The 13,799-nt window shown below is 61.1% G+C and carries 14 protein-coding genes; 8 read left to right on the plus strand and 6 right to left on the minus strand.

The annotated features are described in order from the left end of the window. The first annotated feature begins 256 nt into the window (after positions 1-256). Positions 257-1,408: a M50 family metallopeptidase gene (locus AADW18_RS00785; protein WP_337341444.1), complete on the plus strand. Its 1,152-nt coding sequence runs from the start codon at positions 257-259 to the stop codon at positions 1,406-1,408. A gap of 139 nt (positions 1,409-1,547) precedes the next feature. On the opposite strand, the gene mddA is transcribed toward AADW18_RS00785, so the two are convergent. Together mddA and AADW18_RS00795 are read right to left on the minus strand one after the other, a co-directional pair. After that, entirely contained in the window at positions 1,548-2,345 is a 798-nt protein-coding gene (gene mddA, locus AADW18_RS00790; protein ID WP_337341445.1) for a methanethiol S-methyltransferase, read from the minus strand. A gap of 229 nt (positions 2,346-2,574) precedes the next feature. Continuing rightward, complete coding sequence (locus AADW18_RS00795; protein WP_337341446.1) at positions 2,575-3,645, minus strand: alpha/beta fold hydrolase; 1,071 nt, start codon at positions 3,643-3,645, stop codon at positions 2,575-2,577. A gap of 192 nt (positions 3,646-3,837) precedes the next feature. Here AADW18_RS00795 and AADW18_RS00800 point away from each other — a divergent pair, with 192 nt between their 5' ends. After that, entirely contained in the window at positions 3,838-4,770 is a 933-nt protein-coding gene (locus AADW18_RS00800; RefSeq protein WP_337341447.1) for a M14 family metallocarboxypeptidase, read from the plus strand. Positions 4,771-5,021: 251 nt separating this feature from the next. After that, complete coding sequence (locus AADW18_RS00805; protein ID WP_337341448.1) at positions 5,022-5,909, plus strand: helix-turn-helix domain-containing GNAT family N-acetyltransferase; 888 nt, start codon at positions 5,022-5,024, stop codon at positions 5,907-5,909. Between the two features lie 101 nt (positions 5,910-6,010). On the opposite strand, the gene AADW18_RS00810 is transcribed toward AADW18_RS00805, so the two are convergent. Then, positions 6,011-6,235 (minus strand): DUF4287 domain-containing protein, encoded by a 225-nt coding sequence (locus AADW18_RS00810; protein ID WP_337341449.1) that lies wholly within the window; start codon positions 6,233-6,235, stop codon positions 6,011-6,013. A gap of 108 nt (positions 6,236-6,343) precedes the next feature. After that, complete coding sequence (locus tag AADW18_RS00815; RefSeq protein ID WP_337341450.1) at positions 6,344-7,003, minus strand: glutathione S-transferase family protein; 660 nt, start codon at positions 7,001-7,003, stop codon at positions 6,344-6,346. Positions 7,004-7,277: 274 nt separating this feature from the next. On the opposite strand from AADW18_RS00815, the gene AADW18_RS00820 reads away from it, so the two are divergent. The 4 genes from AADW18_RS00820 to AADW18_RS00835 all read left to right on the plus strand — a co-directional run bounded on the left by AADW18_RS00820 (position 7,278) and on the right by AADW18_RS00835 (position 11,346). Further along, positions 7,278-7,544, plus strand: a complete 267-nt coding sequence (locus AADW18_RS00820; RefSeq protein ID WP_337341451.1) for a DksA/TraR family C4-type zinc finger protein — start codon at positions 7,278-7,280, stop codon at positions 7,542-7,544. Between the two features lie 73 nt (positions 7,545-7,617). Continuing rightward, positions 7,618-8,196, plus strand: coding sequence for an RNA 2',3'-cyclic phosphodiesterase (gene thpR, locus AADW18_RS00825; RefSeq protein ID WP_337341452.1), 579 nt, complete (start codon positions 7,618-7,620; stop codon positions 8,194-8,196). Between the two features lie 116 nt (positions 8,197-8,312). Then, the gene (locus AADW18_RS00830; protein ID WP_337341453.1) at positions 8,313-10,796 is read left to right on the plus strand and encodes a S9 family peptidase; all 2,484 of its coding nucleotides are present in this window, start codon (positions 8,313-8,315) and stop codon (positions 10,794-10,796) included. A 157-nt stretch (positions 10,797-10,953) separates the two neighbouring features. Continuing rightward, positions 10,954-11,346, plus strand: a complete 393-nt coding sequence (locus tag AADW18_RS00835; RefSeq protein ID WP_337341454.1) for a YciI family protein — start codon at positions 10,954-10,956, stop codon at positions 11,344-11,346. Between the two features lie 217 nt (positions 11,347-11,563). Here AADW18_RS00835 and AADW18_RS00840 read toward each other — a convergent pair whose 3' ends face one another. Both AADW18_RS00840 and AADW18_RS00845 read right to left on the minus strand, forming a co-directional pair. Continuing rightward, positions 11,564-11,719, minus strand: a complete 156-nt coding sequence (locus AADW18_RS00840) for a hypothetical protein (protein WP_337341455.1) — start codon at positions 11,717-11,719, stop codon at positions 11,564-11,566. Positions 11,720-12,250: 531 nt separating this feature from the next. Beyond that, positions 12,251-12,751, minus strand: coding sequence for a DUF3224 domain-containing protein (locus AADW18_RS00845; RefSeq protein ID WP_337341456.1), 501 nt, complete (start codon positions 12,749-12,751; stop codon positions 12,251-12,253). A 102-nt stretch (positions 12,752-12,853) separates the two neighbouring features. Here AADW18_RS00845 and AADW18_RS00850 point away from each other — a divergent pair, with 102 nt between their 5' ends. Continuing rightward, positions 12,854-13,663, plus strand: a complete 810-nt coding sequence (locus AADW18_RS00850; protein ID WP_337341457.1) for a helix-turn-helix domain-containing protein — start codon at positions 12,854-12,856, stop codon at positions 13,661-13,663. Positions 13,664-13,799: the final 136 nt, after the last annotated feature.

Genomic DNA, 13,799 nt, shown 5'->3' on the forward strand with positions numbered 1-13,799 from the left:
CTCAAGACGCTGAGCAGTCCGCTTGAAAGGGACGATTGAGCTCTGCGGCTTGATCGATGCCAGGTGCCGTCCGGCGTACGCTCGCTGACCCACCTCACATCACACCCGTCCATTGCGTAAAGGAAACCCTACCTGATGCGCTGACCGGTGTGAAGGCGTTTGCCTTGCCTACGCTGCTTGGCATTTTCTCTTTGGAACGCGATTGGGGGCTCGAGAATGTTTATCATCAGGTCATCGACTCAAAAGATGGGATGCCGTGGACGAAACGCATATTGAAACGGTGTCACCACCGTTTGTAGTGTTGCCAGGATGGGTTAGCTCGGTCATCGATCTGTTGTGGCTAATGTTGTGCGGCATTAGCTGGTTGTTTTCACTAGTAGCTGGCTTGGCGCTCGCGCACTACTTCACGACAAAGTTCGAGTTCCTCGGATTTGCCCTCGTCCCCGTTATTTGGCTTGCGACTGTTTGGGTCCACGAGTATGGCCATGTGTTGGGCGGTCGAGCAGTGGGGATGACGCCTCATCTGATGCAAGTCGGCCCATTTTTGCTGTGGAAGCAGCGTTGGGGATGGCGCCTCCAATGGCATCGTAAGCGCCGGGACTATGGTGGGCTAACCATGGCGTTTATCAATCCGGACATTGACTACCGCCAACAACAAATGGTGATGACCATAGGCGGACCCGCTGCGAATCTATTGGTCGCGATGATCATGGGGTGGGGAGCGCTATATATCGAAGAGCGCGACATGGACGGATTTCTTTGGGGATTAGCCGTCTTGAATCTCGCCATGGCCTTGGCCAACCTCCTGCCCAAGAGAGGGACTTTGGCAAGCGATGGCATGCTCCTGCTGGACTTGTACAAAGGTATTGACGAGGAATCGCCTGAATTTCTTATCGCACATCTAAATGGGCTATCGGTAAAAGGCACGACTGCTGATAAATTGCCTGTGGATATTCTGGCGAAATTAGAAAGCCAGCCGGCGCCTTATCCGCTTTTCCAGACTTGGTACGTAGTGAAAGGCCTGCAGAATCGCAACGAATGGGCGCAAGTGGTTGCACTGGAGCCGTTGGTGGAAGATCGCATCAGTAAGCTCTCTCCAGAGTTGGAAATGGCGATGAGCGAGTTGGCAGCGCAAATGCGCTGCGAAATCGCTTTTTCCAAGGTGATGACGGGACAAAAGCTTGACCACACCATTGACCAGGCATTGACCATGAACTCCGATTGGTCCAACCCCGGCTTGCGCGCAAGATGCCATGCGCTAATGGCGGTGAGGCAGGGCAACGAAGCGCTCGCGCGTTCACTACTAGAGAAATCGCGTCGGTCTGTCTCCCGATCCATCGACTTGGCGCTCCATGCATCCGAGGCCAGCATCAGACGGGCAATCACATTGCAGATAACATCGGCGTAAGCTGATAGAGCAGCACGTCCTATCGGTTCTCGGTCGCCTTCGAGCTCATACCTCTCCCGTTTGGATACTGGGCTGATGACATCCAGCCCAGTCTGCCGCCCTAAGCGCGTTATCGATCCAACAACGCGCTTCGTATGCCTCAAGGTGCGGGGCTACCTGGCCTGAACGTTGCCGACGAGACAGCAGGACCGCTCGCCTCGTCCTTGGGCTTGCGCCACGGCAACAGCATTGGCACCTGACGTTGGTACGCGCGATAGGTTTCGCCGTAGCGTGCGACCAGGTCGCGTTCCTCAAGGAACTTCACCGCGACCAGGATGTAGCCGGTGGTCACCGCTGCGAACAGCAAATGGCCCAGGCTCATCGTGGGCGTGGCCCAGAATGCGATCAGAAAACCCAGCATGATCGGATGGCGCACGATGCGATAGAGCGCACGAACGACGAAGGGTGCTTCGGGAGCCGGGCCTTGTCCGCGCGCGTGACGCCACACCTGGCGCAAGCCAAACAGATCGAAGTGGTTGATCAGGAAGGTGCTGGCCAGCACCAGCAGCCAGCCCACCGCGGATAACCCGAACAGGATCCAGCGTGCAGCCTCGCCTTCGACGTCCCAGATAAGCTGCGGCAAGGGCCGCCATTGCCAGAACAACAGCGCCAGGACCAGGCTAGTGGCCAGCACGAAGGTGCTGCGCTCGACCACCGCCGGTACGAAACGCGTCCACCAGCGTTTGAACGCCGGCCGCGCCATGATGCTGTGTTGCAGCGCGAACAACGTCAGCAGGGTCAGATTGATCCCCAGCGCCAACGGCAGGGAAACGGCGACGCCATTGTCGATGTGCTTGGGCACGCCGAAGCCGGCGACGAAGGGAATGGCATACAAAAAGGCCGCCAGGAACACCGTGTAACAGGCGGCGCCGTATAGCAGGGCAAATACGCGGGACATCATGAATCTCCAAGAGTGGTGTTAAACCGTCCCTGTCCTTACGCCCGGGGAAGAAACGGTCTGAATACGACCACCGTGCACGTGGGGGATGGGCTGGCGTGCGGCGAGATACAACAGGTGGCTGACCACTGAGTTTGGGCACCGCTGGCGCCAACAGCCATGGGAACCTTGTCCCGGTCGTGGTGGTATTTATCCCTGCACCCGGGACAAATGTCCCGGATGTAGATGCTCAGCCCGGCGGCGTTGGCGGATGCTTGTACGCCATCACGATGGCTTCGGCCCGGCTGCGCACGCCGAGCTTTCGGTAAAGGTGGGAGATGTGGTTGCGTACGGTTTTTTCGGCAATGCCCAAGTGCCAGGCGATCTGGGCATTGCTGCGGCCTTCGCACAACAGGGCCAGCGTCGTGCGTTCGCGCGTGGTCAGTGCGGCCGTTAATCTGGTGTCCGCGGCGGTGTCGAGCGTTTGTCCGGTGAACTCCAGCACGGCCTCCTGGAACTCGCGCCAGGCCGGTTCTTGTTCCAGCAGCACATGATTGGGCGAGTCCAGCTGCACGAATGTCGCGCCGGGAATCTGGCTGGCCAGCAGCTTGCCCTGCGACAACGGCGCGATTTGATCGCGGCTGCAATGCAGCACCAGCGTGGGCACGCGCACGCGTGCCAAGTCATCGCGCACGTCGATGCCCCCGCGAGCCTGCAACAATGCGCACGCATTCTTGGCCGACGTGGTACGCCGGCATAGTTCATTGAACCAGTCGATCTGCACCGGCGTGCCCTGCGGCGCGAAGCGCGAGGTGAACAACTGGCGAAAGGCGGGGTTGTCGCTACCCCATCCCAGTCCCACCACTTCCATCACCGCCTTGTACAGCGCACGCCGCTCGGGGTTGTCGCTCTTATGGCCGCCGACGGCGTAGCCGCCATACAAGATCAGGTGCGATACGCGCTGCGGGTGGCGCACGGCGTAGCGGATCGCCGTCGCCGCGCCCTGGCTGATGCCGAGCAGCGCGAATGGGCGGTCGAGGCCGGCGTCGTCTACGACGTTCTCCAGGTCTTCCACCCAGCGCTCCAAGGCCAGATCGCCCACGTCCCAATCCGACATGCCGCAGCCGCGCTCGTCGTAGCGGAAGTAATGGAAATGTTCGCCAAAGAAGCGGAGCCAATGCGCCCAGACCGGGCTCTCAAGATCGTATTGCAGGTGAGTCAGCCAGGTCGCGGCTTTGACCAGCGGCAAGCCGCGTCCCATCTCGGCCCACGCAAGGCGGACCTGATCGTCGGTGACAACGTAGTGGATGTGCTGTTTCATCACACGTCCGGTCAGCGGACTCAACGCAGGATAGCGCGTTGGCAGATCGCCAGTCTCTGAGTCAACGCAATAACGGGGTGTAGGCGGTCAGGGCCGATGTAGGCGCTTGGGTCGTGGCGCGTGCTTCGGCAAGGGCGAGCCTCGGTGCTAAAGTGCCTCGCCTTTTCACCCGCACTGCAAAGCGAGCAACAGATGACGACGGATGCTTTTTACCCCATCGGCACACCTGGCCAGCCCTGGGGCGACACCGAGAAAGCCGAATGGCGCGCGCGGCAGAAGGTGCAGCGCCGCTACGCCGATGATGTGCTGACCGTGGTCGACCGCCTGCGCGAACGTTTCGACGTCGTGCAATACGGAGAACTGGACTACGCGCCGGACGGCACCTATCCGCTGTTCGCCGTGCGCAGCCGCGACTGGGACGAAGCTTTGCCCGTCATGCTGGTGACCGGTGGTGTGCACGGCTACGAAACCAGCGGCGTGCACGGTGCGTTGCGGTTTCTGGAGCAGCGTGCGGCGGACTATGCCGGCAAGGCCAATCTGCTGGTGGCACCTTGCGTCAGTCCGTGGGCGTACGAGCGCATTCATCGTTGGAATCCCGATGCGATCGATCCCAACCGTTCGTTCCGCGAAGGCAGCCCGGCGCAGGAATCGGCCGCATTGATTCGGCTGATAGCGCCAGTGCGCGACAAGGTGGTGATGCATATCGACCTGCACGAGACCACCGACAGCGACGAGAGCGAATTCCGCCCGGCGCTGGCCGCGCGCGACGGCCAGCCCAACGAACCAGGCGAAATCCCCGATGGTTTCTACCTGGTCGATGACAGCGACAATCCGCAGCCCGAGTTCCAGCAAGCGGTGATCGCGGCGGTAGAGAAAGTCACCCACATTGCTCCGGCTGACGGCAACGGCGAGATCATCGGTTCCGCGGTGGTTGCACCGGGCGTCATCCGGTATCCGCTCAAGCGCCTGGGCCTGTGCGCCGGCGTCACCCATGCCCGCTACACGACGACGACCGAAGTCTATCCCGACAGCCCGAAAGCCACGCCTGAGCAGTGCAATGCGGCGCAGGTGTCGGCGGTGTGCGCGGCGATCGACTACGTGCTGGCGCAAGAGCCACGGAAATAGGGCTGGCTCAAGCCCGCCATCGATGCATGGCGTGGCTTTTTTGCCTATCGAAGCCCCTGGTGTGGGGCATCTCGCATAAAGGGCATGAGCCGCCCTATGCCAGGCACCTGAGGATCAGCGCGCCGCAGGGATGCATTTCTTGCGGGAGCGACGTGAGTCGCGACCGGATTAATCAACGTCGCGACTCAGATCGCTCCCACACGGCATCTGTCCATATTGACGCGGTCCATTTATCTGACTAAAGTCAGCTAATGGACGAAAACCAGATTCAGCAGGTCCGCAGATTCAACCGGGCGGTGACGCGGCGCATCGGCGTGTTGACCGATGATTACCTAGGTCGCGGGCGGCCGCTGGCGGAGTCGCGCTTATTGTTCGAGATCGGCCGCGAAGGCGCCGATGTGCGCGACCTGCGCGCGCGGCTGTCGCTTGATTCGGGTTATCTGAGCCGGTTGTTGCGTGCACTGGAAGCGCAAGGGCTGGTGGCGGTAAAGCCTTCGGCCCACGATGCTCGGGTGCGGCAGGTGGGATTGACCCGCAAAGGCCAGCGCGAAGTGGACGCGCTGGATACCCGTTCGCAGACGCTGGCGACCTCGCTGCTGTCCCCGCTGGGCGCGGTGCAGCGCGAGCGCCTGATTGCGGCGATGGCCGAAGTAGAGCGGTTGTTGCGAGCGTCGGCGGTGGAGATCACCCTTGCCGATCCTGCGGGCGCCGAAGCGCATGCCTGCATCAATGCCTACCTGGGCGAACTCAACACTCGTTTCGAGGATGGCTTCGATGCTACACGCAGCGTGTCCGCCGACCCGAGTGAATTGGTGCCGCCACGCGGGGCATTTGTCATCGCCAGGCTCGACGGCGAGGCGATGGGCTGCGGCGGTCTGAAAATCACCGGCACTGGTGTGGGTGAAATCAAGCGCATGTGGGTAGCGCCGTCCGCGCGGGGACTTGGCATCGCCCAGCGCTTGCTGGACACATTGGAAGCACAGGCTCTCGCCATGGACCTGCATACCCTGCGGCTGGACACCAACCGCAGCCTCACCGAGGCGCGCGCGTTATACGCACGCAACGGCTATCGCGAGATACCGCCGTATAACGACAACCCCTATGCCGATCATTGGTTCGAAAAGCGGCTAACCACGTAGGAGCGGCGTCCCGCCGCGAGCTCTTCTTGTCAGACCGCGATAGAAGCGAAGAGCTCGCGGCGGGACGCCGCTCCTGCAGGGCGCGCGTGCTAAAACCAGGCTTAGTCTTCTTTCTTGGCGCCTTTAAGCAAGGCGACAATCGCTATGGAATGACCATGACCCAGGCCGAAGTCCTTCTTGAGCCAGGCAATGATGTCGCCGGCCTTGATGCCTGCTTTAAGTCCGCCGTTCTCGGTGAAGCCCTTGGTGGCTGCGAGCTTGCGGAAGTCCGCTGGGCTCTTACCGGTCTTGGTTTGGATGTTGTCTAGATAAGCCTGAAAAGACATGGTGATCCTCGATGGTTGGCGGGTCGCGGTTTCCGTTGTTGCCGCAGCGTGCGCTGTGCGCACGAAGCGATCAGTTTCCAGGATGCATGGCGCAAGGCGCCACCGCCCTCAATCGCGATCCGGTGCGCCCAGCGGGAAGTAGGACCGATAAGGCCGCGCCTCATCGACCGCTCGTGCGAACGAAGGGCGGGCCAGCAGGCGCTGGCGGTAGGCGACCACGTTCGGGAATCGGTCGCCGATGGGATGCGTCCAATCGGCATAGAACAAGGTGGGTCCGGCGGCGCAGTCGGCCAGACTGAAGGTGTCGCCGGCGGCCCATTCCCGGTCGGCCATGGTCTTGTCCAGCCAGGCATAGGCGGTGTCCAGCATCGCGCGAGCTTCGGCCACGCCATAGGGATCTCGATCGGCCTCGTCGCGTATGCGGTCGAATACGCACTTCTGCTGTGGGGTGGAAATGTAGTTATCGAAGAAGCGGTCGAGCATTCGCACCTCCAGCGCTGCCCGCGGATCTTCCGGGACCAGCCGCGTCGGTCCCGGATGGTGCAAATCCAGGTACTCGATAATGATGCTGGCCTCGAGGATCGTCCGGTCGCCATCCACCAGCAGCGGAAAGCGCTTCAGCGGCCAGAGCGATTCGAACTCGCGGATGATGGGACTGTCGGCACCTTCCAGCAGACGCCACTCAAAAGGTGTGTCGTTCTCATACAGCGCGATCAGCGCCTTCTGGCAGTAGGACGAAAAAGGATGAGCGTAGAGCTTCAGATTCATTCGGCTTGGTTCTCTTGAGCGCTTTGTTCCGGGCTATGAGATGGCTTCATAGGGCGTGCTTCTTGGAAGGCTAACGGGCGGGGCGATAGTGTGGGAGCTTGCCTTCCTTACTGCGCGACGAAGAAGGGCGGGCCGAATCGACATCGGAGTTGGCAGTATTGGCCGGTGGCTGTTCAAAGGCGCCGCCGGTCCTGCGGAGATGGCGTTTTCACATCGATTCATTTGCGGGAGAGCAAGCTTTTCCGAACCTTCATACAGTAGTTGGGAGACAGCCATGGCGACCGGCTGGGCAGGCGATGGTGCGGTGCAGGACCAGATCGACGCGACCGTGAAAGACGGCATCGAACGCGCGCGCAAACAACTTCCGCAAGGACCGGGGCTGACGCATTGCGAAGAATGCGATGCACTCATTCCCGCGGCCAGACGCAAAGCCGTCCCGGGTGTGCGTTTGTGCGTGGCTTGCCAAGAGGTCCATGACCAGGAAGCGCATGAGACAGGCGGCTACAACCGGCGTGGCAGCAAGGACAGCCAATTGCGTTGATGCGCCAGGGCGCCGCTCGCGCCACGCATCACCACGATGGCATGATGTTTTTCTCTTTCCACACGCCGCCCACATGACCTCACCGCAGGGAAGCCTGTTCGCTCCGGCGCAGACCGCTACTCACAAACTTTTCTTTGCCTTGTTTCCGGGCCCGGAGGAATGCGAACACCTCCGGCAGCTCGCAGCCTCGCTGCATCCGGCGTATCCCGCCGCGCGCTGGATACGGCCGGATCGTTATCACATGACGCTGCACTACCTGGGCGAAAGCGACCAGCGGCGCGACGACCAGATCCGTGATGCGGTCGATGCGATGCGGGCGCTGCCCGCTACCGAGCCTTTCACCCTGACGCTCGATCATCTACGTGTCCTTGGAAACCCACGCCGACCCGCGCTGACCCTGGCCGCATCCGAGATTTCCGCGCCGATGCAGGCTTTCTGGCAGGCACTGCAAGAACGACTGATCCGCGCGGGCTTCCACCGCCACATCGGCCGCACGTTCGTCCCGCATCTCACCGTGGCCTATGTGGACCCCGAACCCACGCTCGGCGCCGTCGATCCTGTCGTCCTGCGACCTGCAGAGTTCCGGCTGGTCCACAGCATCCAGGGCCAACCGGACTACGAAGTTCTGGGCCGCTGGCCGATCGGCCGTTAGCGCCCGGTGGTACCGGCGCACGGCCTCATTGCCGACGCCAGGGCGGGTATTATTCGCATCAGGGGTGTTCTGGGGAGCGCCTCCATGCAGCGTGTGTTTTGGCCGGGGGCTAGGGGATGCAGAAGGAACTGTTGCGAATTTTCATAAGCGTTTGGCTGGCTATCGGCCTGGGTTTGTCGGCGCCGAGCGCCCAAGCACGCATGCAGCGAATCGACCCGGGCGAAATACCCGAACTGGCGCCAGATGAAGGTCTGGTGCTGGTAGCGGTGGACACGGATGTCGATCTGTACAGCGTACGTGTGCGCAAGGATGGCAAAGCCTTTGGCGCTGGCGTGATGAACGATCTGAAGATCGGCCGTTCGTTCCGTCTTTATGTCGCACCCGCCGGTGTCTACGAGTGGCGCGAGGTCCAACTCATATTCGGGCTCAGGTACGCATTGAGCGACGACCCAGAATTCAAGTTCAAAGTCGAGCCTGGCAAAATCAGCTATGCCGGTGATCTGTTATTCCGGCCGATTACTGTTTGGCGAGCCACTGTCGCCATGTCCAATCGCGGCTTGGCGGCGATGGATTGGTTGGAACAGCAGCATCCTGTGCTGCACGCCAAATATCCTTTTGCGTACGTAGGCCGCTACCCGGATCCCTTTCCTGAGTTTTATCGGCAAGCTCGTTCGAAATACCCGGCCTCCACTGCCGTTTCGTCCATATCACTGATACCCCCACCGACTCCGGGTGTCTTGCCGATAGCGGTCAAGACGCTATGGAAGGAGCCGCGCATCCTCCAGGCCAGTCTCAATCCAGCGGGAACCCTGCTGGCGCTGCATGTGCGCAACTCCGATGAGGAATGGGGTGTGGAGTTGGTGGACTTGAAGGCCGGGAAGCTGACACAGATGGCCAAGAGCGCCATGGCGTGCTCGATAGAGTGGTCAGGCGACGACACTTTGCTGGTGTCGGTCGGCGAATCCGAGCGATTGAAGCAAGTCAGTGTGATCCGCATCGACACCGACGCAGCGGGCCATCATGGCTTCACCCGCATCAAGCTGCCCAGGGAAGGCTTCGTCGTGGATTCGCTGCCGCTGGAGCGCAACCACATCCTATTCGGTAGCTGGTCCAGGGAAGGCGACCTGATGGTCCACGAAGTGGACGTGTCCAGCCAGAAGGCGGCGGATGCCTTCCGTCCTACGCTGCGCAGCCGGATGAATGTCGGCGTGGAGGATGATGTGGCGTGGTTCACCGATGGAGATGGTCGGTTGCGTTTGGTGGCGGTGAAGCGCGACGACGAATACGTGCTGATGCATGGCAGCCACGGCGTTTATACCGACGTGATGAAACTGTCCGGCGAAACAGAATTCGACCCTGTGGGCGCGTCCTACGATGCCAGTGTCATCTATGGCATCACCGAGGAAGACCGCGATCAGCGCGAGCTGGTCGCGTTCGATGTCGCCAGCCGCAAGATCGTCAAAACGTTGTTCTCAAAACCAGGGGTGGATGTTGAAGCACCAATCTTCGACAGCGGGCGCAATCCTATCGGCGTGACTTATTACCAAAGCGGGCGCCTGGTTAGCGAATATTTCCAAGCCCAGAACAATCGCATTGGGCAGTTGCTGCAAAAAGCGTTCCCCGGGAAAACCGTGGCGGTGATCGATCGCAGCCGCGACGGCAAGCAAATGATCCTGTGGGTGGATGCGGGCGACCAGCCACCGCAGTTGTTTCATTTGGATGCAGTGAATCTGCGCGCCGCTCTGCTGGACGATAGCCTGCCGTGGTTGAAGGACATCCGCTTCGCCCCATCGGAAGTGGTCGCGTTCAAGGGCACCGACGGTCTGCCATTGGAAGCCTTCCTGACCTTACCGCCGGGTACGGGCAAACGGCCGCTGGTGGTATTTCCGCACGGTGGACCTATCGGGGTGGCCGATCAGCTGCATTTCGATCGCGAGGTCCAGTTTCTGGCTTCGCTGGGCTACGCCGTATTGCGCGTCAACTTCCGAGGGTCGGACGGATACGGCAAGGCTTTTCGGGAAGCCGGCCATCGCAACTACGGGACCTTGATCGAAGACGATATCGACGCGGCGATCCGCCATGTGACGGCGCGATATTCGGTGGATGAACAACGGATGTGCGTAGTGGGTTCTAGCTATGGAGGTTATTCGGCGCTGGTGGCGGCGGTACGTTGGCCGCAGCGTTTCCGTTGTGTGGTGTCGATCGCGGGCATTAGTGATCGGATTCTCTTCTTCACCGCCAGCGACAGTGGTCGTAGCGAAGAAGGGCGTAAGCAGCTGGAAAAGATCATGGGCGATCCGCGCTCTGATCAGGAAAAGATGCAAGCCACTTCGCCGCTGTACCACTATCAGAACATCCAGGTGCCCGTCATGCTGGCGCATGGACTAGAAGATATGCGCGTGGACTTCGAACACACCCGCCGGATGACTCGTGTGCTCAGTATGGCGGGCCGGACGCCAGTGGGCCTGGAGTTCGAAAAGGAAGGTCACGGCTTTGAGAAACTGGAGAACAACGAAAAGCTATGGAACGGGGTGGCGGGCTTCTTGCGCCAGCACCTGGGCGGTACCGCTGCCAGTGCCGGGGTAACGGCCTCCCCTTGAGCCCGGGGAATCGGCGTTCCATCGTTCCTGCAAGAAGGGCGCACCGCTTGGTTGTCGATCCATGGAGCAGCCATGTCGATTTCGATGTCTCCCGTTCGACGCCTACCTAGGGAGGCGCGAATGGTCGCGCCTCCCGGCACAGGACAGGAGTTAGACCATGCGATTTCTTTCGATGATCCGGGTGAACGAGAATTCGGACTTGGTTCCCAGCGAGCAGCTGATGGCCGATATGGGCAAGTTGATGCAGGAGATGACGGAGGCGGGCGTGCTGCTGGATACCGCGGGGTTGCGGCCCACTTCCGAGGGCGCGCGGATCCGGCTTACCCGCGGCAAACTCAGCGTGACCGACGGTCCATTCAGTGAGAGCAAGGAAGTGATCGGCGGATTCGCGCTGATCCAGGTCGAGACCCGGGAAGAGGCGATCAAATGGGGCCGGCGTTTCCTGGAGGTGCACGGCGACGAATGGGATATCGAGTGCGAGGTGCGACAGGTGGATGACGGAGCTTGCCGGTCATTGATGGAAGAAGAGCAGGCGGCTCATTGCGTCTAGGCTGATTTGCTCTGCAGCAACGGGCGCTACGCGCGCCGTTGCCGGCTAGCCGCTTACCTGGCGGGTCGGCGCATCCATAGGTAGTCGGGGTCGGTCGAACGGCACCCGGCCGTTCGCCATTTGCGCATGCGCACGGTCAAGCCCGTGCTTGCGGGAAAATCAGCATCAAAGCGGCGACACCCGGCGGGGTGCCCGCTTTCACGGGCATATCAGCCCGTCAGGTGCTGCCGGGAGTAGGGGGCTTCGGGGCGGAATCCGCAGCTGCCTTTGCGGCATCGCGGGCTTCGCGCTTGCGGGCGTCCTTTTCGTCCTGCTGCTTCTTCTTAGCAATCTCGCGCTGGCGCTTTTCAAAGGAGTAGTTGGGCTTTGCCAAGCGGATATCTCGGTGATTTGGGGAGCGCCAGTGTACGCCCCTGGACCGCCATCGGGCCTCACCCGAGTTTTATGAACAGAAATGGCGACCTCAACCCCGGGGCGAAGCGCTTGTTTCCGGAGGCTGAGCCACCGCTATTCACGTAGAGCGGAGCTTGCTCCGCTGCTCTTGTGGGGCGACGCACATTGACCGGATGCGGAGCGAAGAGCAGCCGAGCAAGCTCGGCTCTACGAGGAGCTTTCTCGAGGAAAATTCCATCTGGGGGGTTCATGTAGAGCGGAGCTTGCTCCGCTGCTCTTTTCGGACGGTGCACGTTGACCGGATACGGAGCGAAGAGCAGCCGAGCAAGCTCGGCTCTACGAGGAGCTTTCTCGAGGAAAATTTCATCTGGGGGTTCATGTAGAGCGCAGCTTGCTCCGCTGCTCTTTTCGGACGGTGCACGTTGACCGGATATGGAGCGAAGAGCAGCCGAGCAAGCTCGGCTCTACGAGAAGCGCCGTTCCGGGGAAGTTCCGCGATGGGCGTTCCTAGTTACGGCTTATCAGCGTTTTCAGCTTGGGGCAGGGCATAGTCGAAGCGATAAAAGTGCTTGCCCTCGGTAATTTCGATACGCATCGATCCGCTGATGCCGCGCAGCGCGCCGGTCCCGGAATCCGGAACCACCGCCACCGTCCATTCCTGGGGTGTGCCCTGGACCATCAGTGCCCGGTGCACCAACACGAAACTACCGCCCTGCCCATGCAGCGATCCGTTGACCTTTTCGATCGCGACATAGGCGCCGGACTGTGTTCCGTCCCCAGATGCCAGCATTTCACCCTGGCTGGTCGCCTCCAGGTCCCCGTGAAACTGTTTGTCCAGCGACAGCCGAGCTACCCCGGAGGACTGTGCGGGAGCATTGTCGGGAGTTTGTGGTACTACCTTGACGTCGAAAGTGCCACTGGCTTGCATGGGAAAGGACTCCTTTGGGGTTTGCGCGGCCGTGCCATCCGGGTAAACGGCGAAGGCGAGCAGGAAGAGGGCAAAGACTTTCATGCGGAACTCGGGTGCGATGATGGGGTGGCGGGATATCAACACAGAGGGGCCAGGCGTGATTGTAAAAACGCGACAGCGGGCAGCTAAAGGAAAGCGCGCCCGATGATTGAGCGCAGCGTGGGCAAGGCGCGGGGTCTGTTGCGCCACCCGCCGGCATCCGGTGCATTCCACCATGCGCGGCTCGCGCCGCCAGCAGTGTTGGCGGACGTCGTGCAGCATTTCTGGATCGTGCGCTGGGACCTGCAGGGCGGTCCGCCGCAGGTCCGGGAGACGCTGCCTCACCCGAACATGCATGTGGTCATCGAACCCGGGAACTCGCGCGTGCAGGGATTGCATACGGGTCGATTCACCCGGGTGCTGGAGGGCAGTGGCGGCGTATTCGGCATCAAGTTCCGTCCTGGTGGCTTTCATCCTTTCTTGCGCAAACCGGTGTCCGCATTGCGCAACCGTTCGCTGGCGCTTTGCGATGTGCTTGGCGCCAGCGGCGAGGCTCTGGAAGCGGCGGTGTTGTCGCAGTCCAGCGATGCCGGCCAAGTGGAGGCTGCCAGTGCATTTCTCGGCTCGTGCGTGCCGCCGGTGGAAGAACCGGTGAGACGTGTCGGCGACATCGTGGACGGCATCTCGGTCAACCGTAGCATCTGCACGCTGGACGATGTCACGACACGCTGGAGTATTGGCGTTCGGGCACTGCAAAGGCTGTTCAACGATTACGTCGGCATCGGTCCCAAATGGGTCATCAATCGATACCGCATGCACGAAGCACTGGCGCGCCTGGATGAGGGCGGCACGGTGGATTGGGTCGCGCTGGCATTGGAGCTGGGCTACTTCGACCAGGCGCATTTCATCCGCGACTTCAAATCGCTGGTGGGGTGTTCGCCGGCCCAGTACATCCGCCGTTACCCGCCGGTGTGAAGCTTTGCACGCACAGAAACGGAATGGCCCCGGTTATTGAGATTGGCTCCGTGAAAATCCGGAGCACCGGATGAATTGGTTCTGGGTAACCGTTCGCGCGGTCGATATCCTCGACAGGATCACCCGGCCCGATCGT

It is taken from the genome of Pseudoxanthomonas sp. CCNWLY206-1 (assembly GCF_039710385.1).
Taxonomy (GTDB): domain Bacteria; phylum Pseudomonadota; class Gammaproteobacteria; order Xanthomonadales; family Xanthomonadaceae; genus Pseudoxanthomonas_A.

What these genes read in the sequence shown, in the direction of transcription:
- mddA (WP_337341445.1), bottom strand. Translation starts at nt 2,345, where the DNA reads ATGTCCCGCGTATTTGCCCTGCTATACGGCGCCGCCTGTTACACGGTG.
- AADW18_RS00795 (WP_337341446.1), bottom strand. Translation starts at nt 3,645, where the DNA reads ATGAAACAGCACATCCACTACGTTGTCACCGACGATCAGGTCCGCCTT.
- AADW18_RS00800 (WP_337341447.1), top strand. Translation starts at nt 3,838, where the DNA reads ATGACGACGGATGCTTTTTACCCCATCGGCACACCTGGCCAGCCCTGG.
- AADW18_RS00805 (WP_337341448.1), top strand. Translation starts at nt 5,022, where the DNA reads ATGGACGAAAACCAGATTCAGCAGGTCCGCAGATTCAACCGGGCGGTG.
- AADW18_RS00810 (WP_337341449.1), bottom strand. Translation starts at nt 6,235, where the DNA reads ATGTCTTTTCAGGCTTATCTAGACAACATCCAAACCAAGACCGGTAAG.
- AADW18_RS00815 (WP_337341450.1), bottom strand. Translation starts at nt 7,003, where the DNA reads ATGAATCTGAAGCTCTACGCTCATCCTTTTTCGTCCTACTGCCAGAAG.
- AADW18_RS00820 (WP_337341451.1), top strand. Translation starts at nt 7,278, where the DNA reads ATGGCGACCGGCTGGGCAGGCGATGGTGCGGTGCAGGACCAGATCGAC.
- thpR (WP_337341452.1), top strand. Translation starts at nt 7,618, where the DNA reads ATGACCTCACCGCAGGGAAGCCTGTTCGCTCCGGCGCAGACCGCTACT.
- AADW18_RS00830 (WP_337341453.1), top strand. Translation starts at nt 8,313, where the DNA reads ATGCAGAAGGAACTGTTGCGAATTTTCATAAGCGTTTGGCTGGCTATC.
- AADW18_RS00835 (WP_337341454.1), top strand. Translation starts at nt 10,954, where the DNA reads ATGCGATTTCTTTCGATGATCCGGGTGAACGAGAATTCGGACTTGGTT.
- AADW18_RS00845 (WP_337341456.1), bottom strand. Translation starts at nt 12,751, where the DNA reads ATGAAAGTCTTTGCCCTCTTCCTGCTCGCCTTCGCCGTTTACCCGGAT.
- AADW18_RS00850 (WP_337341457.1), top strand. Translation starts at nt 12,854, where the DNA reads ATGATTGAGCGCAGCGTGGGCAAGGCGCGGGGTCTGTTGCGCCACCCG.